Source organism: Absiella sp. AM29-15 (genome assembly GCF_003434225.1).
GTDB classification, from domain to species: domain Bacteria; phylum Bacillota_I; class Bacilli_A; order Erysipelotrichales; family Erysipelotrichaceae; genus Hoskinsella; species Hoskinsella hominis.
Map to the genome: position 1 here is coordinate 16,813 of NZ_QVFL01000005.1, position 21,595 is coordinate 38,407.

General features: G+C 37.8%; 21 protein-coding genes. 7 read left to right on the forward strand and 14 right to left on the reverse strand.

Going from position 1 to position 21,595, the window contains the following annotated elements; genetic code table 11:
• Positions 1–39: 39 nt before the first annotated feature.
• From tet(M) to DW761_RS06465, 13 genes are all read right to left on the reverse strand, one after another.
• Complete coding sequence (gene tet(M) / locus DW761_RS06405) at positions 40–1,959, reverse strand: tetracycline resistance ribosomal protection protein Tet(M) (protein WP_117516917.1); 1,920 nt, start codon at positions 1,957–1,959, stop codon at positions 40–42.
• 317 nt (positions 1,960–2,276) lie between these two features.
• On the reverse strand, positions 2,277–3,209 hold the full coding sequence (locus DW761_RS06410) for a conjugal transfer protein (protein WP_001224318.1): 933 nt from the start codon (positions 3,207–3,209) through the stop codon (positions 2,277–2,279).
• A complete protein-coding gene (locus tag DW761_RS06415; protein ID WP_000769868.1) occupies positions 3,206–4,207 on the reverse strand; it encodes a lysozyme family protein in 1,002 nt (333 codons plus the stop codon). The genes DW761_RS06410 and DW761_RS06415 overlap by 4 nt, the downstream gene beginning before the upstream one ends.
• The gene (locus DW761_RS06420) at positions 4,204–6,381 is read right to left on the reverse strand and encodes a CD3337/EF1877 family mobilome membrane protein (RefSeq protein WP_000804748.1); all 2,178 of its coding nucleotides are present in this window, start codon (positions 6,379–6,381) and stop codon (positions 4,204–4,206) included. Before DW761_RS06420 ends, DW761_RS06415 begins: the two co-directional genes overlap by 4 nt.
• A gap of 2 nt (positions 6,382–6,383) precedes the next feature.
• Positions 6,384–8,831: an ATP-binding protein gene (locus DW761_RS06425; protein ID WP_000331160.1), complete on the reverse strand. Its 2,448-nt coding sequence runs from the start codon at positions 8,829–8,831 to the stop codon at positions 6,384–6,386.
• Positions 8,815–9,207 carry a conjugal transfer protein gene (locus DW761_RS06430; RefSeq protein ID WP_000723888.1) on the reverse strand — a complete coding sequence of 131 codons (393 nt, stop codon included), beginning with the start codon at positions 9,205–9,207 and terminating at the stop codon, positions 8,815–8,817. Before DW761_RS06430 ends, DW761_RS06425 begins: the two co-directional genes overlap by 17 nt.
• A gap of 88 nt (positions 9,208–9,295) precedes the next feature.
• Positions 9,296–9,793: an antirestriction protein ArdA gene (locus DW761_RS06435; protein ID WP_000342539.1), complete on the reverse strand. Its 498-nt coding sequence runs from the start codon at positions 9,791–9,793 to the stop codon at positions 9,296–9,298.
• Positions 9,794–9,909: 116 nt separating this feature from the next.
• Positions 9,910–10,131 (reverse strand): hypothetical protein, encoded by a 222-nt coding sequence (locus tag DW761_RS06440; RefSeq protein ID WP_001009056.1) that lies wholly within the window; start codon positions 10,129–10,131, stop codon positions 9,910–9,912.
• Between the two features lie 42 nt (positions 10,132–10,173).
• On the reverse strand, positions 10,174–11,379 hold the full coding sequence (gene mobT, locus DW761_RS06445; RefSeq protein ID WP_000398284.1) for a MobT family relaxase: 1,206 nt from the start codon (positions 11,377–11,379) through the stop codon (positions 10,174–10,176).
• A 22-nt stretch (positions 11,380–11,401) separates the two neighbouring features.
• The gene (locus DW761_RS06450) at positions 11,402–11,554 is read right to left on the reverse strand and encodes a hypothetical protein (RefSeq protein ID WP_000879507.1); all 153 of its coding nucleotides are present in this window, start codon (positions 11,552–11,554) and stop codon (positions 11,402–11,404) included.
• 2 nt (positions 11,555–11,556) lie between these two features.
• The gene (locus DW761_RS06455; protein ID WP_000813488.1) at positions 11,557–12,942 is read right to left on the reverse strand and encodes an FtsK/SpoIIIE domain-containing protein; all 1,386 of its coding nucleotides are present in this window, start codon (positions 12,940–12,942) and stop codon (positions 11,557–11,559) included.
• Between the two features lie 28 nt (positions 12,943–12,970).
• Positions 12,971–13,357 (reverse strand): YdcP family protein, encoded by a 387-nt coding sequence (locus DW761_RS06460; protein WP_000985015.1) that lies wholly within the window; start codon positions 13,355–13,357, stop codon positions 12,971–12,973.
• Positions 13,358–13,372: 15 nt separating this feature from the next.
• Positions 13,373–13,687, reverse strand: coding sequence for a YdcP family protein (locus DW761_RS06465; RefSeq protein WP_000420682.1), 315 nt, complete (start codon positions 13,685–13,687; stop codon positions 13,373–13,375).
• Positions 13,688–14,046: 359 nt separating this feature from the next.
• Here DW761_RS06465 and DW761_RS06475 point away from each other — a divergent pair, with 359 nt between their 5' ends.
• Positions 14,047–15,063 (forward strand): ATP-binding protein, encoded by a 1,017-nt coding sequence (locus DW761_RS06475; RefSeq protein WP_255412373.1) that lies wholly within the window; start codon positions 14,047–14,049, stop codon positions 15,061–15,063.
• A gap of 69 nt (positions 15,064–15,132) precedes the next feature.
• Positions 15,133–15,747: an HD domain-containing protein gene (locus tag DW761_RS06480; RefSeq protein WP_117516919.1), complete on the forward strand. Its 615-nt coding sequence runs from the start codon at positions 15,133–15,135 to the stop codon at positions 15,745–15,747.
• Between the two features lie 89 nt (positions 15,748–15,836).
• On the opposite strand, the gene DW761_RS06485 is transcribed toward DW761_RS06480, so the two are convergent.
• Positions 15,837–16,568 (reverse strand): hypothetical protein, encoded by a 732-nt coding sequence (locus tag DW761_RS06485; RefSeq protein ID WP_147323311.1) that lies wholly within the window; start codon positions 16,566–16,568, stop codon positions 15,837–15,839.
• A gap of 116 nt (positions 16,569–16,684) precedes the next feature.
• Here DW761_RS06485 and DW761_RS06490 point away from each other — a divergent pair, with 116 nt between their 5' ends.
• The 5 genes from DW761_RS06490 (at position 16,685) to DW761_RS06510 (ending at position 21,593) form a co-directional block, all read left to right on the forward strand.
• Positions 16,685–17,221 (forward strand): flavodoxin family protein, encoded by a 537-nt coding sequence (locus tag DW761_RS06490; RefSeq protein ID WP_117516923.1) that lies wholly within the window; start codon positions 16,685–16,687, stop codon positions 17,219–17,221.
• A gap of 266 nt (positions 17,222–17,487) precedes the next feature.
• Complete coding sequence (locus tag DW761_RS06495) at positions 17,488–18,921, forward strand: PTS ascorbate transporter subunit IIC (protein WP_117454327.1); 1,434 nt, start codon at positions 17,488–17,490, stop codon at positions 18,919–18,921.
• Positions 18,922–18,925: 4 nt separating this feature from the next.
• The gene (locus DW761_RS06500) at positions 18,926–19,210 is read left to right on the forward strand and encodes a PTS sugar transporter subunit IIB (protein WP_117454328.1); all 285 of its coding nucleotides are present in this window, start codon (positions 18,926–18,928) and stop codon (positions 19,208–19,210) included.
• Positions 19,207–20,565 (forward strand): sulfatase, encoded by a 1,359-nt coding sequence (locus tag DW761_RS06505; RefSeq protein WP_117516925.1) that lies wholly within the window; start codon positions 19,207–19,209, stop codon positions 20,563–20,565. The genes DW761_RS06500 and DW761_RS06505 overlap by 4 nt, the downstream gene beginning before the upstream one ends.
• 59 nt (positions 20,566–20,624) lie before the next feature.
• Positions 20,625–21,593, forward strand: coding sequence for a sugar-binding transcriptional regulator (locus tag DW761_RS06510; RefSeq protein WP_158552282.1), 969 nt, complete (start codon positions 20,625–20,627; stop codon positions 21,591–21,593).
• Positions 21,594–21,595: the final 2 nt, after the last annotated feature.

Below are 21,595 nucleotides of genomic sequence, written 5' to 3' on the forward strand. Positions count from 1 at the left end.
TTAACAAGAAACCATATTTATATAACAACATAAAATACACTAAGTTATTTTATTGAACATATATCGTACTTTATCTATCCGACTATTTGGACGACGGGGCTGGCAAACAGGTTCACCGGTAGTAACATGGTACCCTTTTAACTCTGTTAAACAAACACTACGTCCATTTGTAAAGAAAGTTAAATCACTACGATATTCTTGAATACACCGAGCAGGGATTTCTCCACTAAGAATGACCTCATTATTTTTCAATTGAGTGTCTACGATGTTCGCACAATATTTAGGAGCATCGTTGTATGCTCGTGAAAGATATTCCTGTGGCGCATAAATTTTAAAACTAAGATATGGCTCTAACAATTCTGTTCCAGCTTTTTTTAAGACTTGTTCCAATACAATAGGAGCAAGCATCCGAAAATCTGCTGGGGTACTAACAGGGCTATAGTATAAGCCATACTTAAAACAGATTTTACAGTCCGTCACATTCCAACCATACAATCCTTGTTCACAGCCATAGCGTATCCCCTCCATAACTGCATTTTGAAACGATTGATTTAAGTATCCAAGAGAAACCGAGCTCTCATACTGCATTCCACTTCCCAACGGAAGCGGTGATACAGATAAACCAATGGAAGCCCAGAAAGGATTTGGCGGCACTTCGATGTGAATGGTATATTCTGCATTTTTTAACGGTCTCTCCATATAAATGACTGTAGGCTCTTTTAGTTCTATCTCCACATGATACTTTTCTTGCAACAGTGCACTAATCACTTCCATTTGTACTTTCCCTAAGAAAGAAAGTATAATTTCATGTGTCGTAGAATCCACGTAATATCGTAGAAGCGGATCACTATCTGAGATTTCCAAAAGGGCATCAAGCAACATTTCTCTCTGTTCAGGTTTACTCGGTTCAACAGTTGTTTGTAGTAGAGGGTGCGGATTTTCAATCTTTTTTCTCTGTGGCAATAGTTTTGTATCTCCAAGAACACTATTTAACTTCAAAAACTCATTTTGCAAAATAACAATTTCTCCAGAATAAGCTCTATCAATCTTACATAATTCACCATTTATTGAAGTATACATTTCTGTAACTTTTATTTTTTCTTTTTCTGATACTCTAACCGAATCTCGTAAATGCAGTACGCCACTATAAAGACGTATATATGCAAGACGCTGTCTTTTTTCCGAATACTCAATTTTGAAAACTTTTCCGCAAAGTTCAGACTGACCTCGATGTGTTGATGAATAAAATTTATTCGTAATCACTTCTATAAGGTTATCAATCCCTATATTGTTTTTTGCACTTCCGTGATAAACAGGGAACAGGGAACAATTATGAAATCTTATGCTTTCCTCTTGTTCGAGTTCCAATGCTTCTAATGATTTACCGGACATATATTTCTCTAAAAGGTCATCGTTTCCCTCTATTACCGTATCCCATTGTTCAGATTCGGTAAAGTTCGTCACACACATATTAGGATACAGTTCTACCTTCTGTTTGATTACAATTTCGGCAGAAAGTTTCTCTTTAATATCCTGATAAACCGTTGATAAATCAATTCCATTTTGGTCAATCTTATTGATAAAAAAGATTGTGGGAATCCCCATTTTCCTAAGTGCATGAAATAATATACGAGTTTGTGCTTGTACGCCATCTTTTGCAGAAATCAGTAGAATTGCCCCATCTAAAACTGATAATGAACGATATACTTCTGCTAAGAAATCCATATGTCCTGGCGTGTCTATGATGTTCACCTTCGTATTTTCCCACTGAAAAGAGGTTATTCCTGTCTGAATTGTAATTCCTCTCTGACGTTCTAAAAGCGTATTATCCGTCCTCGTTGTACCTTTGTCCACGCTTCCTAATTCTGTAATCGCTCCACTGTTATATAATAAGCTTTCTGTTAAGGTAGTTTTTCCTGCATCAACATGAGCTAAAACTCCAATATTAATAATTTTCATGTGATTTTCCTCCATTCAAAAACCCAAAAGGGCATAAAAGCATACAGATATTCTCCGGATACTTTAGAATCACATGATAAAGGTATTCTTAAACTGGGTACAAAAAACTAAGCCCTCCTAAAAAAGGACATCCAATTATTTGTTCCCACTATCAAATTGACAGTTTATTTAAGAATACCTTGCCGCATATTTATTAACTCCTTTTAAATAGATACTTAAATAATAGCACGTAAGAGCATATTTGTAAAGGAATCTCCAATTTTTTATCAAAGAGAGTACGTGATTACAAAATAGCTGTAATAATGTACCAATATTTGTTATTCTATAATCTTCCAATTACTCCCGTTCTTTTCAAGTACCAAATCAAATTGAGATACCTGCGTTGCTTTGGTCTGCTGGTCGATATACTCCACTGTCAGCGATACCGTGACTTGATTATCCTTACGATTGTGAATAGGATTTACCAGTTCTTGAAAGATGTACTCTTTTCCGATTGGTTTTAATATCCCGTCATTCACATAGTAGGAAAGTTCACTGGCTGTCGCTGTAGGATAGAGCTTGAAGAACGTCGTTAAAAACTCATTGATTTCATTGGTTGTAATGGAATCAACCGTCCCCTCACTTTCAATGGCTTTTGGTTTATAACTTGATTTCTTAGGTATGTTGGTAATGGTCGGATTCTTAACCAGTACCATATTTCCAGAACCATCTACATAGACACTCACTATATAAGCAGAGTGGACGGTCTTTGTATTTTCTCCCTCTGTAATGAGCTGGTCTACACTGTAGGTTACATTAAACTCATTGTCGCCAGTTGGCTCTACCGTCCATATCTGAAATCCTCTTACAGAAGACGATACAGGAATATCTTTGCGTACTGTATCAACATTGAGAGCTTGAAGTTCATCTGTCAGATAGCCTTTTAGACTTTCCATTCGATTATCAATGGACTTATCGGATTGCTCCCATGAATAGTAGACTTTCGCAAAGTTCTCTACAAAATTTTCTACATGATGAGTATCAACGTATTCCTTTTCTATGATAGTTGTTTCGTGAATAGTATGAGTATCTATAGCTGTAAAGTGCTTGAATATCGCAAAGCTGAAACTAAGCCCTAAAAGTACCCACAAGGCAATCACAACCTTTTTATGAGGATTGACCTTATAGACACGAGGTTTCTTTTCCTTTGGTATCTGTTTTTCTTTATTCTGATTTTTTCTAAATTTCATCATTAAATCTTCCTTTCTCATTGTTTGATTCGTCCTGCTCCCACTAAATGCTGTTGCCAGTAGGGGCTTGTTAAGTCGGCATAACCGATTGGGTCGCCTGCATGAAACATACGGTTATTGCCAAGGTATATCCCAACATGAGTAATATAAGAGCCAGCGTTATAGGTAGAATGAAAGAAAACCAAATCGCCAGCTTGTGCTTCCGATAGTGGGATATGCTGGGTCACATCATATTGCTGTTGTGCGGTTCGTGGTAAGTTAATTCCAGCTTTTCCATACGTCCATTGTGTCAGTCCGCTACAATCAAAAGAAGTAGTCGGGGAAGCTCCACCGTAAACGTATCGCCAGCCCTCATATTTCAGTGCTTCGTCCATGATGGCTTGTACCGTATCATCATCAAACTCTGTTGTGACAAGATACTGCGTTACCAGTTGCACATAAAACATATTGCCATAGTTGTATCGCCAGCCCCCATTGATAGGTATGGCTATGGGATTGGGGTAAGACACTTTTTCGCCACCTGAATACTCTTTTGAGAAACTTTGAGCCAGTTCAAAGGTATATTTATTTCCACGATTAGCCACATACCCTAAGAAACCACCACCATAATTGTAGGACTGGATAACCGATTCTAAATCTACACTGAGCCTTTCGCTACTGGCTAATAATTCACTGAAATACTTCACACCTTGCTTAATGGATTCTTCTGTACTCAATGAATTAGGTGGAAGACCGAGGGATTCCGAGGACTGCATAACATCTTCCGCAGTACCGCCCGATTCCACCTGTATAATCGCAAGAAGTATGTTGACATATTCTTCAACGCCATATTCTTTGGCATATTTTTCTACCATAGGCTTATGAGCCAGCACTTCTGCGGAAACATTCACACCTCCATAATGAATATTGGAAATTCCGCTGTCCTGTTCATCTGAAAATAAAATGGCAACAAACAGAAGCAGTGAGAAGACCATCAAGAATAATCCAGAACCACCAATCACTAAAGTTTTCAACTTCATGGTTTCTTACCGACTTTCTTAATGGTGGCGGTTTTGATTGGTGGTCTACTTCTTGTATTTTGTAGTGGTACTCTTTGAACAGTAGACGGACGTTCTTTTGTGATTGGACGTTGTGAAGTTCTATCTGCTGTAGTGGTTGAAGTTGCTGGCTTTTGAACGGTTTTTTCTTGAACGGTATTGCCTTGGCGTTCCACTTTTGGACTTGAAAAATCGGACTTAACTGCTGGACGCTCTTGTTTGGCTTGTTGAGATTCCTTATATGAAGTCTGAATATTAGACTGTTTTGAGGTCTGTTCATCATGATATTGTTCTTGTCTTGTAGTCGGTCTTTCATGAACAGAAGAAGCAGGCTGTTTTTTCTGTTTGACCTGTTCCATTTCAGAGCGACGCTTCGCAATGGTTTTTCGCCTTTGTTCCTGCTGTTCCTTGCGTCCACTGGCTCTGTCCGCTTTGGTTTGAGAAATACTACTGGTTAAATCACGGACATTCTCTTTTACTTTGGATTTTCCTTGATATACTGCATATCTTGCATTGGTCGGCAAATCTTTAACCTGTTCTTTCAAACCACTAGCAGTGTCTACCATTCTGTCTTTGGTATCAGCTACTGTACCGATGGTTTGACCGATACGTTTTCCAAGTGTTGATTTTTCCTTTCCGTCTGGTCGGGAGTGATCTGCTTGTGTCCTTGCAGAACTCCCCGAACCCGACTGTCCTTTTTTACCTGTAACAATGGCAGACCCAGCCCCTAGAGTAGTCATGGAACGTCCAAGTTTCCGCTGTAGACGGTGCATGTGAGCGTGCATAAGCATACGAGGTTTTCTCATCACACGACTTCCCACACTTTGAGAATCGTTACTCTGTAGAGAAAACATACTCATTAAATCGCCCAGCTTGAAGTAGATTCCTGCAAAGGTCACAATCTGTAGAAAAGCAATCAAAAAGAACGGATAACCAGCCGATAAGGTATAGAGCATGGTTGAAATACTAAATGCTGTCGTAATAATCAATGTGATTCCAGCTCGTGTCAAAATGGTATTAAAGAGCTTTGTTATGGCTCGTTTTGACATACCATCAAATGATGGAATCATGCTTAAAATAAAGCTCACAGGCAGAAACATAGCATAGATGATAAAAAGTACCTGCGAGAAAATCATGATTCCTGTTAATAGGAATACAAATATGGAAATCCCAATATTGAAGACAAATAGGAAGAAGACTGTACCTAAACGGTTAATGGTCTTTGTAATGGTTAGATTGGTATTGCTTCTGTCTTCAATTTCTTCCGCAACAATTTTTTCTCTGTCTTCGCCATTGTTGGAATCTGGGCTGGTGGAGAGCAGGCTTTCCACACGGTCAATACCGATACTTTCAATGTCTGAACTGTTGTATTGAAGCAGTAGCCACGGTTGCTGAACCTGTATGGAAAACAGGCTATCTCTGATTAAGTCCACGCTGTCCTTGCCTTGACTATCGGAATGGGGCATGACAATCTTCGTGCCAAGTGATAAACTGGCATTACTGATGTCTGATGAAAAGTCATTGATTTTTTTAATGTAGTCGGGAGCGTAGGCAATAAAGGAAGCCGATAGGATAAACACCAGCACAAAATTCATAATGGCATGAATTGCCTTTGTGGTTTCTCTCTTTATCAGTCCCGTATAGGCAACATAAACCCCAAGAACCAAAATCAAGAGTAAGAGGAATCCAACATAGAAACCCTCTGTTGAAAATCCGTTTGCACTCACACCAGCTAAGGTCTGCATATTCTTACCAATGGAATCTGCTGTAGCGGAAATGAAGTCTAAGGAATAGGCTTCCTGTACTAAGTAACCTGTCGCATTGGAAACATACAAACTGATTGTCCAAATAAAATTGGTAATGGCATATAGTCCATACATGACCTGTTTTCCAATCCCGTCCGACCAGTTCCACGGAAGCCAGCCCCAGCTATTATCCACATAAAAATCCAGTTGATAGTTTTCAAGTGGGTATCGGCTGTATTCATTTGCCACATTGACCGTATCATCTACCAAGCCCGCAGCTTGAACCACCGTTCCCAGCATGGCTAAAAGAAAAATGGCAATCACAAGTGTGAAAGCCACTGTCATTGCCACTTTACCTAGACGTTTCAGCGTCCAGTTTGATTTTATTCTGTTTACTATTGATGGTTTCACATTTACACCTCTTTTCGCACAGGTGGTCTGGTATCAAAGGCATGGAGCAGTTCTTCAAATACAGGGTGGAACTGTATCACACCGACACGACCATATAAATCACTGATAAGGCATTGCCCGTTTTCCAAATCACGCAATCGCTTCTGATTGTTTTCGTCCTCTGGGTCTACACCAAAAAAGGCTAAGGTCTTTTTAATCTCGTTAAGGTCAGTGGAACGAAATGCAAATTTTAAGCCGAGGTTATTTTTCAGTTTTTCATCTAAGAGGTCGTCTGTATTTTGGGTCACGAAATATACCCCAGCGTTCATAGCACGACCAGCCCGAACCAGCTTCATAGATAGTGTTTTTCCTTGTGCTACCTGTAAAAAGCTCCATGCTTCGTCTAAATCTACAATCTTGAAAATGCTTCGGTCTGTATGGATAAAGTCTAAAGCAAAGGTACTAATGACAATCAGCATAGCAACGGATAAAAGCTCCATAGTGGTATATTCCTCAAAGGAAGTTTCCTTGTCGGGAAGTACCAAGTCCGCAACCTGTATAATGTTCAGTTGTTTTTCTAAGCTGATAGACTGCTCCACATAACCATTACTGAATAATAAATGTGCAAAGTCATAGTCTGTAAAACTTTCGATATGGTCGGCTATACTGGTACTTAGTGGCGTATTCTCAACCCGTAATTCCTCAATCACTTTCATCAACCCTCGTACTTCACTATTGGTTACTGCACGAATGGCTTTTCTAAGGATTGGGAAGCGTTCCCCATCACGAGAGGAAATCCCCGTAAGGAATGTCAGAATATCAATAGCCAGTGATTCAGAATCTTTGGGATTTTTCATAATCACATAAGGGTCAAGTAAGCCTTTGTTTTTCTCATCAGAAGTCAGAGTGACGATATTGATTTCATGGGAAATCTCTGGCAAGGTTTCTTTCCATCTGCCACGTTCTGCTTTTGGGTCTACAATCACTGCTTGTGCCCCATAAAGCACCGCATAATAGACGATAAGGTTATTCGCAAAGGATTTACCACCACCCAGCGAACCAACAAAAGCCGACGCTAACGCATTGGTTACTGAACCCTTAACCCCTTGACTGGCAAGAGCAGGTTTCAGATAGACATTGCGTCCAGTATCTAAGCTGTAGCCAACATAAATCCCCTCATTTTCCCCCAGCATTTGAGTAGCACCAAAACCTAAACCAGCGAGGAAATCAGAGGTCACGTATTGAATATAATCATTCATATAACGCTTGCTGGCAGGTAAAAATTCTTCATGTAAGCCGAGCATATCCCCAAATGGTCGTACCAGTTTTACGCTTAAATCGTCATAAAAATCTTTCACTTCATTACAACGACGTTTGAGTTCGTCAAGATCATTTGCTGATACCCTTACCACATAAGACAGCTTGTACATAGATTCCTTGCTTTGGTCTAAATTGGTTTCCAGCTCATTCACACTTTCCAGAGCTTCCGCCACATTGGAGCTGGTTTCATTATCACTTTGCCAAGCGTGGTTATCCAAGTCTTTCAGTTCTTTCTTTTTATTGCGGACAGTAGATAGGGCTTTACGATTCGCTACAATTTCCACATTCATTGACGTATCAATCGGGAATGTAAATTGCTGTTGCTGGTAGTAGAAGATTTCAGAGGACGGGAAGTCCAGTTCTCCGACAATGCTGTTAATGGTAAAGTAAGCTACATAGACGGTTTCATCTTCCTGCTGGATTTTCAAATATCGCTGTTTTTCTTCCACCAAACAGCGAGTAGGCTTAATCAAGTCATAGTATTTAATCAGCGTTTCATTATCCAGCTTTTTCTTTGATAGATGGTACTCATACTCTTCATAGGCAGTGCCTGTCTGTCCGTAAAGGTGTTCAATCAGATAGCCGAAGTCGTCCTTATCTAACCTGCGGATTTTGAAACGACGAGAGATTTTATTTTCTAAGAGCTTTTCCATCTTCTGAAAACGCAGGATTTCATCATTACTCATACTAACAAAATCGCCCATCAGCTTATGGTTCACATCATAGACAAAATCAGACAAAGCATTTTTTGCTTCAACGGTAAGACTTTTCATAGAAAACTCCTGATCGTTGAGAAGCAACTTAAAGCCGATAAAGAAACGGTAGTTCACTTGATTTTCGCCAATCATGGATATTAAAGCGTCTGTCTGTTGGTCGATTTTGTCATAGGCAACCGCTTTGAGCTTGCCAGTGACTTCATTTTTGGAACGCTCTTGTGCAGAACGTATGCTGGATTCTGTACTGATTTGTAAAGCATGAATTTTGCCATCACGATTTTGTGCGATAAGCTGTCTGAAAGAATCATGCACTTGTATTTTCTGTTCTGGACTTAGAAATGAGTAATTGTAAGGAACAAGCTCATAGTAAGCATAACATTCCCCGTCTTTATTCCAGACGAGATTGTTTTCAATGTATTTAATTGGATATGCCATAAAATTCACTCCTAACTGCTGTAATGGCTTCTTGTGGCTGGTTTCTGCCAAGCGTTACTTTTTTTCCTGCATAGGTCAGCTTTGGTCGCAGTGCATAAGCAATGACAGACTTCAAAAATCCATAAGGCTTTTTACCATCAAAAGTTTTTGTAGACATAAACCATGTGAAAGCCACAGGAATCCCAAAGTATTTGAGAAATGCTCCCTCTATCATGGAAAGAGGGGGCAAGTTGCCAAGTATCATCACTGCAAAGAGTGACACGACAAACCATGTCATTTGCGTAAAGGTTATGGGAAACGGAAGTCTAAAATCATTGATAGAATACAGTACCTTTTCCACAGACCAGATACTGGTATAGCTTCGTATTTTCTTCATGTAATCAATCCTTTCATAAAAAATAGGGGTAGCTGATTGAGCCACCCCGTAAAATAGAAAATCTGCCAGTAGTAATGTACCGACAGATTTAATAGACGATTTCAAAAATCCCATGATTGGTTGAGATAAACGTTCCTGAAAGGTCTAAATCCCGACCATAGGCTTGATAATCAATATAGTTTTGAAGACTAGCTGGTACTTCGCCTAAAGCACCCGTTTCTTCAATGTAGTAGCGTGCCACGTCATACATATCATCACAATCGGAATGAATGATAATATCCTCTTGATGTTCGCTTAGTTCTTCAATGCTTGAAAAATGAGTGAGCAGAGCAGATAGCTCCGATTGTAATTCTTCGGGTAATTCCGATACCATTTCCCATAGTCGATTGAGTTCGCCAATGGAAGTGTATTCGTCAACCGTAAAGGGTAACTCGTAGTCATGAATGGCGTATTCCTCATATTCATCATTCAAGCCGATTTTCTCTTTGACTTCCTCAAAGTCAATGGGAAAGGTAAACCACGCACCGACCAATTCGCCCTCATTGTATTTGCCTAAATTCGCAATATAGACTTGCATATCGTCCATATATTCACGTCCTTTCTTTGTAGAGATTCAAAAATCCCTACCGCACTTCGTTTGGTGTACCATTCCTTTGCGGAACATAAGAAAACCACTTATATTCCACAAAAGAACGGTTTTATTTAAGCACCAATAATGCGATTGAATAGCTCTAGTAAAATGTCTTTTACTCCAGCAGCGTTGAAGACTAAGCCAACCGCAATAATCGCAATAATTAAAAAGCCAATCAGTTTGCTAAACTCACGCTTGAAGCCAAGATACAAGCCAATCACAACGATTGCTAAAAGCACCAGTGATTGAGCGTTTGATAGAAACCAGTTATAAAGGTTTTGTCCAAAATTCATAAAAATGTTCTCCTCTCTATATTCAATGAATTTGTATTTGAGTTATTTTTTTGTTGTTATCACGTCCTGTTCTTTTACTGACTGTTGCTTCAAAATCTGCTTGTGTCGGTCTGTCAGTTTCGCATGGTCGAGAATGTCTTTTACAACCTGCGTCTGGTTGATTTCATCAAGTTTAATCGCAACCTTTAAGGTCGGGGCAACTTGATGAGATAGCCAGTTCAGCGTCCTTTGGAAGGAGTAAGGCTCTGGTTTTGTGGTTAGTTTTAATCGTTCACGATTGTTCCCAATAAACCAAGCCCATTCTTCATTCAGTTTCCAATCAGAACGAGGTTTGGAATCGTCTTTATCTACAAAACGGATATACCGATTGATAATTTTAAAGGCGGTATGCTCTGGATTGTCATAGACGAGTAAATCACGGACTGCATAATAGGCACGCTCATTTTTCAATCGAATCTCAAAACGGTTTTTTACTTCTGCGTCTTCAATGGGAATATCATTTTTCTTGTACTGCTCGTAGTCCTTTTCATAGATACAGAAATAAACTTCACTTTGTAATGAACCGATATAGAGGGTGTTTCCCATACATTCCTTTTCCTCTTTGCGTACCAGTTCGCCACTGCGATAGCTTTTAAAACTGCGGAAGACGGAGATACATTCTTCCTGTTGGCACTTTTCAGTGAGTACAGGGATATTCAAAATCCCTGTCTTATCGTTAATGGCAAGGTCAAGGCGTTTCATCACACCGCCAGCCACCAAAACGTCCATAAAGAACTCATACCAGCTTCTTTGTTGTGCCAGAAGATAGCTTTCAAATTGTCTGCACCCACGACCTTTCAATTCCACCAGAACTCCTTTGTCCAGTTCATGGGAGCAAAGGACGAATATGTCGCCTAAAGCATAATGCTCTGAATAAGAATAGAAACCATAGTCCTCATGAAGAAAATAGGACAGTTTCAGTTGTAAGATGTTTTCGACCACCTGCTGTACGTCTGTTGTCGGAAAGCGAATCCTTACATAATCAAACAGCATTTCAAGGGGAGCGTCGGGATTGAAGCGTTCCAGAGCTTCCCAAAGGGACTGCTGTAAATCCTCTGATGGCTTGACTTTTCCTGTTTCAATATCGCTTAGATACTGCCTTGTAATACCAGTCGCAACAGCTAAACGGTTTTGAGATAGTCCATAAGCCAAGCGTTTTTCTTTTAAATGCTGTAACCAAGTTTGTTCATTCAGTAAAAATCCCTCCAATCAAAAAGGCGTATGTCAACTTTTAAAGCCCATTTGACATACGCTGAAATTTTGTAAATCCCTTGTAACCAAAGGATTTTCTAATGTTTTTTTGACTGTTTCCTGTCGATTTGTACCCCCCTGTTAGATACGGGGGGTTAAGTGCTGGCGTGGCTATTGCCACACCAGCCAGCAAGATCAGTCCACACCTGCGACTTCCGCTTCGCACGTCGCCTGCGTGGACTGTCTGCTGTTGGATAACTTTTTAATTTCCTCCAAGAAATCATATCCTTTTGGTACAAGGGGAGTATAAAACTCTGATATGACACTTGTTCCTACATCAACATAGCCACGACCTTTGATTCGCTTTAAGAAGAAATCCTTTTGTACGTCACTGCCAAACATCATGCCATAGCCCATTTCAGACATACGACCTAAAGCCACTCTGAAATTAAACTGATCACGGATTCCGTCGCCTAAATATTTTGCGTCTGGACGTTGACAAGCCAGTATTAGAAAGAAGCCAGCTTGACGACCTAACATGACAATCTGTTTCAGCTTATTCATAACTGCGGTGTTTTCTTTTGTTCCCAGCATTTCCATGAAAGCGACGTATTCATCAAAGATTAAGAAGTGTGCCGGGAGACCTAAGTAAGCATAATTTTTGCCAGTCTTATAGTTCTTCATCTGCTTCATTTCCTCACTACGTTTCATCATTTCTTCATAGAATGTTTCAATGCAAGAAAGCAAGTCTTCTTTTCTATAGTAGACATTTGCCATCACAGAACCTAAGTCCGCAAGGTCAGCATTTTTCGGGTCAAGAATATACAGTTTTGAATCTGTATGAAGCAAGGCTTCAATCAGTGTCAGTATAAAGTAAGTTTTACCGCCACCTGTACCACCAGCAATCAACATATGAGGGAGCTTATCATATTCCCACCATACGTTTTTCATTAAGCGAAGTTTACCATCTTTAGCTTCTACTTCATCAATAGAAATACGACTGGCTATGGTGTCATAGAGCAAAGTATATTCCACATAGGAATCCTTTAACTCTTTATCCGTCAGCTCACAGTACAAGCCACTCTCTAATTTCTTTTCCAAGTGTAAGAGTTGGTCTTGATATTTTCCCAGCGTGATTTCCACCCGTATCTGTATCAAGCCATTTTTAAGTCGATAATACATTTTAGGGAAGTAGGTTATCTTTTCCTTTGTACGACCAGCACTATCTTTAAAGAAACCCTCTGTTTTGACCTGTTCAGATTCATACCACTTGTTTTCAAGTATCATCTTTGCCAGTTTTTGACGGTGGTAAAGTTGTTTAACCGTATCATAGCGAACCCGTTTGAATACAAACGCTACCAGCAAGCAGATAAGAATTGCGACACTGAAACTGATAATTAAATAGGGAATGTCAATCTTATCTGCTTGTGATAGGTTAAAATCCTGCCAGTTGATCTGCTGGATTGTCTTCACATGAAACAGTCCGACAACCAGCAGGAAAACAGGCAGGAGTGACGCTATCGTAAAATGAAAGACTAAATCTTTACCAGATGGGCGAATCCTTTTACCACGCTGTTTCATGCGAAAAAGTCTCCTTTCTACCTAGCGACTATTTGTCTTGTGTCGGTTCTTTCTTTGCTTGTGGTTGAGCTTTGAATGAACTAGAATCCTTTGTCAGCACAATATCGTCTGCCTTGATATACCAGTCAACATCTGCTCCTTGATAGGTGGCAGTAGCAACGGTGTCCGCAATGGGATTGATAAGTTCCACCCGTGCGTTATAATCAAACTCTTTCAAAGGCACGCTGGCAGGAATACTTACTTGAATCATGCGTCCTTGTCCTTTGGATTTTAAGTCATAGGTACGTTCCTTGATTTCATCTGAAACCGACCCGTCTTCATTTTGGATTCTCACTTCACGACGTAGAGCAGAGAATTTCAATTCTCCAAAAGTCGTGTCTTTATCTAATACAATGCCATTTGCTAATCTCATCATTTTTCCTCTCTTTCTTTATTCTTTTATCATGTCGTCAGCATGTAAAAGGTAATTTGTAAAACCACGAGTGCCGATTTTGTAGCCCTCTGCGGTAATACGTGGATTGACTAACTTCACACGTTCCTCAAAGCCGAAATGTTTTTCGCCAGCTTCAGCAGGAAGCACCACCACAATATCATCTGCTCTTTGAACATCAGAATAGAGATTATAGCTTCTTGATAAGACAGTTAGCCGTCCGTTGATTCTTCGCTGAACGACTTTATCCTCGCCAGCAAATTCTAAATTGCCGAATGTTTTTTCCATGTTGGGAATCACAAATTTAAGTTCCATATTTTTACCTATCCTTTCTTTTTTATTGGCTGAATGAATGTTTGATGGTCTTAAAGAGTGGGGAACGACCTTTTGATTCTTGATTTTTTGTTTTCATAAGTTCACTTCCTTTCAAAATCGGGTAAAAAAATAGACACCTCATTTTTTGAAGTGTCTACCTATTAAATATTCAAATTTTATTGGAAGTATCTTTATATCTTCACTTTTCAAGGATAAATCGTCGTATCAAAGCTCATTCATAAGTAGTAAATTAGTAGTAAATTGAGTGGTTTTGACCTTGATAAAGTGTGATAAGTCCAGTTTTTATGCGGATAACTAGATTTTTATGCTATTTTTAAATATAACAATTCCATTTTCCATTGATCATTGACGAGGTCCAATATGCTCCAATATTATTTGAAGTGATTGAAGAAATCGTCAACATGAAAAGATTAGAAACAGGCGAAGCAAATGGAATGTTTTTACTAACAGGTTCACAAGCATTCCACCTTATGAAAAATGTAACACAATCTTTAGCAGGTCGCGCTAGTATTATACAAATGGAGCCATTAGGGCTAGATGAAATAATGCAAAGAAAAACAGAAATTTACATTCCAACACAAAATAGGGCATGTTTATATCAAAATGATAATCCTTTAGACGTAAAAGAAATCTTTCAATTGATATGCAAGGGGATGTATCCTGAATTATATCGAAGTGAAAAAGTAATCAATGATTATTATGAGAATTATATCTCAACTTATGTGGATCGTGATATTACGGAATTCATCAATGTCAAAGATAAAATAAAATTCCACGATTTTCTTGAATATTTAGCCGCAATGACATCCCAGCAGGTTAATGCTGCTGATTTGGGAAGAAGACTTGGAATCAGTGGTAAAACAATTCAGAATTGGTTATCCATCTTGGAGGCTACAGGACTTATATATTTTTTACAGCCATATAATGATCATTCTATCGCAAAAAGAATTGTAAGAACGAGTAAGATGTATTTTAGTGATACAGGTTTAGCAACTTTTTTGATTAAAATGAACCATCCTGAAACTCTACGTATTTCAAATTTATCAGGGGCTTTTTTTGAAACGTTTGTGGTCAATGAAATAAGAAAAACATTTTTGAATAATAAGCAACCATTCCAGGCGTATTACTATCGTGATAATAATCAAAATGAAGTTGATCTAGTATTACTATATGAAGGGAAAATGTCTTTAATAGAAATTAAACAAGGTGTATCATTTCATCTGGGAAGTGTGAAAGGCTTTAAACAATTAGAGGGTTCTATGTATCCAATTGAAAATCGAGTGATTGTATGTAATACACTAAAAAGCTATCCTTTAAACAGAGATATACAAGTTGTGCCTGTATCAAGTATATAAACAATTCCTTCTTGATTATGTGGGAAATGTCGCCTATAATCAAACTAACAGTAAAAAGGAGTGTATCTCATGGATAAAGAAAGAATAGAGAAACAATTTGCATTTTGTAGAGAAATTGATAAAGAAAAATTTATTGGTCGTCAAACGTATTTGACTGGCGCAAAACGTAAAGAAAACGATGCGGAGCATGCATGGCATATGGCAATCATGACACTGTTATTAAGCGAATATGCAAATGAAAAAATTGATGTATTAAAAACCATCAGTATGTTATTGATTCATGACTTAGTGGAAATTGATGCAGGTGATACCTTTGCATATGATGAAGAAGCAAAGAAAACACAGCGAGAACGTGAATTAATGGCGGCTGATCGTATTTTTGGTTTATTGCCAAGTGATCAAGGAGATAAGTTAAGAGCACTTTGGGATGAATTTGAGGAAGGTACTACACCGGAAGCAAAGTTTGCACATACCATGGATAATATTCAACCTACCATGTTAAATGCTGCAACGAATGGCAAGTCCTGGAAAGAAAAAGGTGTGCATTTAAGCCAGATATTAAATAGAAACAGCAATACGGCAGATGGTTCTCAAACACTTTGGGAATATTCTTTACAACATTTTATTGAACCAAATATAGAAAAAGGAAATATCATAGAAGATACAGAAATAAAGAAAGTTTAAACATTATGAAAGTTATATCAATCAAATGAAAGGCACAATTTGAAGTGCCTTTTATTTACTATAAAAATATGCACTGATAATGCGATTGTTTATTTTCTGTTTAATAGATTTTCAAAGAAAAATGGATTTTCTATTTGATTTTCCCATTTCAAACAACCTAATTTATACAAAGCCTTGGCATGGATTCGATCATGCCATATAAATCTTCTTAATATTTTAGATATGGTCCATGCTTCACCACGAACTGTTTTGACGATTCCATTGTAAGATTTAAAATTTTCATCTAATAGTTTCATTGCTAGAACACGATTGGTATACAGATCATGTTGATCATCAATTTGTAAATACAATCCATTCAAATAAAAATTTGTGACACCATTTGTATGTTCATACATTTCTTTTGCAGTTCTTGGGACTAATCCATAAAATGTTTTCCTTATAGGATTACGATAATAATTTTTGTCAGGAATGCTTTCATATAATGTTTGAAAATCTTTTGCGGAACGAAGTACTAGCTCTTTCATATATTCATATTCTGCATATGTCAATGGTTCTAATTCCTTATGGAATAATATTTCAGTGTCACCATCACAGACTTTTGCATTACTTTTTTCTTTTTGTGTAACAATAATATTTTTCATTTGGATAGATTCAGTTAATTGTTGATGATCTCTCCACAATAGATAAGTATTAAGTTCTTTTTCTACTTTTTGTAAAGCCTCCGCAACATATTTCCCTCTTGTAAATGCACCTGTAAAATCCTCTAAAAATATCATGCAGCCATCTTGATGATATTCAATTATAATATTTATATTCATCATGATCTCTCCTATTCTAATTTTAAGTATAACAATCTATTTCAGAAAATAAAAGAGATACCTTGTAAAGGAACTAAAAAATGTTATGATAAAATTAAGAAGAAAGGTAAGTGATACTTATGAAAATATTAATGATAAATGGCAGCCCTCATAAAATGGGCACCACCGCCTTAATGATGGAAAAATTTATGCAAGGTGCGAAGGAAGCAGGCCACGAAATCAACGTATATGATGCAGCAGAGGAACTGGTGCATCCATGTATTGCATGTGATGCATGTCGAAAAGGAAATGATGGATGTGTATTCAAAGATGGAATGGAGAAATTAAATCCCATGTTGTTTCAATCAGATATTATCGTATTTGTGACACCATTATACTACTTTGGAATGAGTACACAAATCAAAGCCGTTATCGATCGTTTCTATGCCAATAATACCAAACTTAGAGAAATGCCTAAGAAAGTAATTGTTTTAGCATCTTGTGGGGATACGGATGATGATACCTTTGGTGCATTGAAGCATCACTTTGAAGCGATATGGAAATATCTGCACTGGACACAAATTGGCAGTGTTTATGCATTGGGCATGTATTTGCGTGAAGATATAGAAGCATCAAATTATCCAGCACAGGCATACGAATTAGGAAAACGTTTATAAAAGCGAGAAGATCAGTTGCATAAACTGGTCTTTTTTAGTGCCATCTAACCAGGATGTGCCAGATAAAAAATTCAATTTCCTATAGATATATCCTTCTTTATAAATGGGAATATTTGCAGTTATATATCCAATATAAGAAAAATTTCACGATAATAAAAACAGAAAATGAAATTAATTGCAAAAATTATAAAAATATTGCTTTATTTGAATTAAATTTTATAATTAGAATCAGATAAGCGCTTACAATATTGAAAGGAGAAATATCTATGTTAGATATCGTAAATCAAATCTGGGTGGTTATTTTTAACAACATCTTATCTCGCCCGGCAATCTTTATCGGATTGATCGTCATGATAGGATACATTCTGTTAAAGAGGAAATGGTATGAGGTGCTGGCAGGTTTCATTAAGGCAGTTGTTGGATATATGATCCTTCAAGTTGGAGCAAAAGCACTTGCAGGAACCATTACACCAATTCTTACAGGAATTCAACAAAAATTTGAACTAAAAGCAGCCGTTATAGATCCTAATATCGCATATATTGCCGCAAACAGCGCATTAGAAAGTATTGGAGTCGTTACATCATTCGCAATGTTGACATTGCTTGTCGCATTTATCTGGAATATCGTTCTGGTATTCTTCCGTAAATTCACAAAAGTCAGAACACTATTCACAACCGGACACATTATGGTTACACAAACTGCAGTAGCAACATGGATTGTATATTATCTAATTCCATCTCTGCAAAACTTTGTGGGTATTGTCGCAGTTGGCTTATTGATTGGTACATATTGGGCAGTATTCTCTAATATGACAGTCGAAGCAACACAGGAATTAACCGAAAATGCAGGATTTGCCGTAGGTCACCAGCAGATGCTTGGTATCTGGATTGCACATAAATTTGGCGCAAAACTGGGTGATAAAAATAAAGGCGTTGACAGTATGAATATGGGAGGCGCCTTAAAGATTTTAGAAGATTATGTTGTATCCACAACACTGTTGATGTTGATCTTCTTTGGCATCATTCTATGTATCATTGGCGAGCCTTTATTGAGAAGTGTAGATACTGCCGCATTCCCGGCTAATATTTCCTTCATTGTGTATATCTTTGAAAAATGTGCATCCTTCGCAGTCAATCTGGTTATCCTTCGTACAGGTGTCAGAATGTTCGTTGGTGAAATGATTGAATCATTCAATGGTATCTCAAATTCAGTATTAAAAGGTTCTTTACCAGCAGTCGATTGTGCTGCCACATATGCATTCGGTTCACCAAATGCTGTTGTATTAGGCTTCTTATTTGGTGCAGTTGGACAGATGATTGCCATCGCAGGACTATTGATCTTTAAATCTCCATTGATGATTATTCCAGGCTTCGTTCCATTATTCTATGACAATGCAACGATTGGTTTATATGCGAATATGAAGGGTGGATACAAAGCGTTGATCATCCTTTGTGTAGGATCTGGATTACTTCAGATCTTAGGAAGTGCCGGAGCTTTATATCTATTCGATATGGCAAAATTCGGTGGTTATGTAGGAAATCTTGACTGGGCAACCTTATGGCCTGCACTTGGTATCTTAATGAAATATTTAGCAGTTCCAGGATTGATCTTAGGCGTCGTATTGATGCTGGCAATTCCACAAATTCAATATAGAAAAAATAAAGAACATTACTTTGATTTAGAAGTAGAGGAGGAATAAACATATGTTAAAAGTTATGGTAGCGTGTGGCTGTGGTATGGGAACAAGTCAGATTATGAAAACAAGAGCACAACAGGTATTAAAAGAATTAGGTATACAGGCAACGATTCATCACACAAGTCTTGATGAAGCTCAATCAATCGCAAATGATTTTGATTTGATTATCATCAGTGAAGCATTTGTTAAAAACTTTAAAGTACGTGAAAAGACCAAAGTTGTCGGTTTAAAAAATCTTCTTTCAAAAACAGAATTAAAAGAGAAAATACAAGCATTAGGAATTAGTGAATGAGAAAGAATGTCCTATACATTCATACACATGACAGCGGTATCTATTTTCAACCCTATGATATCCATATCCATACACCAAACTTAGATGCCTTTGCGAAAGATGCCGTGTGCTTTGATGAAGCATATTGCTGCTCCCCAACATGTTCTCCAAGTCGTGCTTCTTTATTGACTGGTCGATATCCGCATACCAATGGTATGCTGGGGCTTGGAAATAGAGGATTTGAGATACACGATTATGGAAATCATATCGTACAACGTTTAAATCATGAAGGATATCATACAGTGTTGTGTGGTATCCAGCATGAATACGGCCGTTATAAAGATCATCAATTAGGTGCAGATAAAATTGGTTATCAGGAAAATATCACAACCAGCTGCAGCGAATATAAAGATAAAGATCTGGTGGAATGGGATGCCCATAATACAGATGCCTTATGCCAATGGCTGAAAACAGAAAGAAATGAACCATTCTTTGTGTCCATGGGTTTCTTTAGTACACATCGTGAATATCCGGATATAGATATGAGTGAAGAAGAACTACGAGCACTTCATCTACCAGAGTTTTTAAAGGATACCATGGAAGTAAGGAAAGATTATGCAGGACATATGCGTTCAGTGGAAATGTTTGATCAAAACTTTGGGAAAATCATTCATATGTTGAAAGAAACTGGTCATTATGATGATACATTGATTATGTTTACCACTGATCATGGGGTACCTTATCCATTCGCAAAATGTACACTGTTTGATTCAGGTATTCATGTGGCTTTGATAATGCGAGATCCTAAAGCTGTAGTCAAAGGCGTACATGTAAAGGGATTGGTATCTCAAATTGATGTTGCGCCAACGATATGTGATTTATTAGGAATAGAAAAAGATGATGGCTATCATGGGAAAAGTTTTGCGAAAGTATTTTCCAATCTACATGAAGAAATGGATGAAGCAGTGTTTGCGGAAATCAACTTCCATACATCCTATGAACCAGCAAGATGTGTTCGTACAAAAGATTATAAGCTGATTTGTTACTATGGAGATTATGAAAAAATTAATAGATCAAATATCGATAATTCTCCAACCAAACAGTATTATATGGAGCATGGCATGTTGGATAAGGAGAAATGTATGCTGGCATTATATGATTTAGCAAAAGATCCACTGGAGCAACACAATGTAATACAGGAAAAAGAATATCAGGAAGTTTATCAAATGATGAAACAAAAACTGGAAACATGGCGAAAGGAAACTGGCGATATGGCACTGCCATTAACAGAAGATAAATGGGAAAAAGTGTGGCAGGTCAATCAGCCGGCTTGTATTGATCCAAAAAGCAAACGAGAAGAAGATTTTATTCAATGAGAGGCAGCTGCCTCTTTTTGTGCTCGTTATGTTACAATATAACCAAAGGGGAAATCATTATGAAAGAGAAATATTCAGAAAGTGAAATGAACATGATTGCGGAAGTTGCACGTATGTATTATGAAGAAAATCTGCCACAAACAACCATTGCGAAACGTATGTTTTTTTCTAAATCAAAAGTGTGCCGCTATTTACAAAAAGCAAAGGAATTAAAGATTGTTGAGATACAAATTAATTATCCTTTGAAACAATCCACCACACTGGAAACGATGCTGAAAGAGAAATATCAGCTGAAAGATGCCATTGTCATTACAGATTCATCCAATGATGAAAATAAAGATTTTATTATCAAGCGTTTAGGAGAACAGGCTGCTAAATACATAGATGGATTGATTAAAGATGGTGATTCTGTAGGTATTTCCTGGGGAAGAACATTGAATCAGATGGTGCAGCAGATGAAACCTAAAACCAGTAAAAAGGTAAGATTTGTACAATTAACTGGAGGTTCTGCGGAGGGATATCATAATGGATTAGATACCGCCAATCTGGTACGTAAGATGACAGAAAAATATAACGGTACCCAGACGATGTTGTATGCCCCATTATATGTAGAAAGCGATATCGTAAGAGAAGAACTGATGAAAGAGCCTATCATACGTCAAGCATTTAAGGAAATTAATCATTTAAATTATATCATTACCGGAATTGCTAGTATCCGTGCAAAAGAGTTATCTGGAACATGGGCAGGTTTTCTAAATGATCAATCAAAAGAAGCGATGATTAAAAAAGGTGCGATTGGCTATATGTGTGGACATTTCTTCGATGTGGCAGGCAACCCAATTGACGATCATCTTGAGAAAAATATCATTGGTATCCAGCTTGACCAGATACGAAAAAATCAGAATGTGATTGCAATTGCTGGTGGCGTAGATAAAGCAAGGGCGATTCATGCGGCTTTGGTAGGCGGTTATATTAACTATTTGATTACAGATAGCAAGATAGCGGAAAAGATATTATCATTTCATTAATG

Bases quoted from the DNA above. Each gene is read 5' to 3' on its own strand.
- DW761_RS06410 (WP_001224318.1), bottom strand. From the start codon at position 3,209: ATGAGAAAGGAAGATTTAATGATGAAATTTAGAAAAAATCAGAATAAA.
- DW761_RS06415 (WP_000769868.1), bottom strand. From the start codon at position 4,207: ATGAAGTTGAAAACTTTAGTGATTGGTGGTTCTGGATTATTCTTGATG.
- DW761_RS06425 (WP_000331160.1), bottom strand. From the start codon at position 8,831: ATGGCATATCCAATTAAATACATTGAAAACAATCTCGTCTGGAATAAA.
- DW761_RS06430 (WP_000723888.1), bottom strand. From the start codon at position 9,207: ATGAAGAAAATACGAAGCTATACCAGTATCTGGTCTGTGGAAAAGGTA.
- DW761_RS06435 (WP_000342539.1), bottom strand. From the start codon at position 9,793: ATGGACGATATGCAAGTCTATATTGCGAATTTAGGCAAATACAATGAG.
- DW761_RS06440 (WP_001009056.1), bottom strand. From the start codon at position 10,131: ATGAATTTTGGACAAAACCTTTATAACTGGTTTCTATCAAACGCTCAA.
- DW761_RS06455 (WP_000813488.1), bottom strand. From the start codon at position 12,942: ATGAAACAGCGTGGTAAAAGGATTCGCCCATCTGGTAAAGATTTAGTC.
- DW761_RS06460 (WP_000985015.1), bottom strand. From the start codon at position 13,357: ATGATGAGATTAGCAAATGGCATTGTATTAGATAAAGACACGACTTTT.
- DW761_RS06465 (WP_000420682.1), bottom strand. From the start codon at position 13,687: ATGGAACTTAAATTTGTGATTCCCAACATGGAAAAAACATTCGGCAAT.
- DW761_RS06480 (WP_117516919.1), top strand. From the start codon at position 15,133: ATGGATAAAGAAAGAATAGAGAAACAATTTGCATTTTGTAGAGAAATT.
- DW761_RS06485 (WP_147323311.1), bottom strand. From the start codon at position 16,568: ATGATGAATATAAATATTATAATTGAATATCATCAAGATGGCTGCATG.
- DW761_RS06490 (WP_117516923.1), top strand. From the start codon at position 16,685: ATGAAAATATTAATGATAAATGGCAGCCCTCATAAAATGGGCACCACC.
- DW761_RS06495 (WP_117454327.1), top strand. From the start codon at position 17,488: ATGTTAGATATCGTAAATCAAATCTGGGTGGTTATTTTTAACAACATC.
- DW761_RS06500 (WP_117454328.1), top strand. From the start codon at position 18,926: ATGTTAAAAGTTATGGTAGCGTGTGGCTGTGGTATGGGAACAAGTCAG.
- DW761_RS06505 (WP_117516925.1), top strand. From the start codon at position 19,207: ATGAGAAAGAATGTCCTATACATTCATACACATGACAGCGGTATCTAT.
- DW761_RS06510 (WP_158552282.1), top strand. From the start codon at position 20,625: ATGAAAGAGAAATATTCAGAAAGTGAAATGAACATGATTGCGGAAGTT.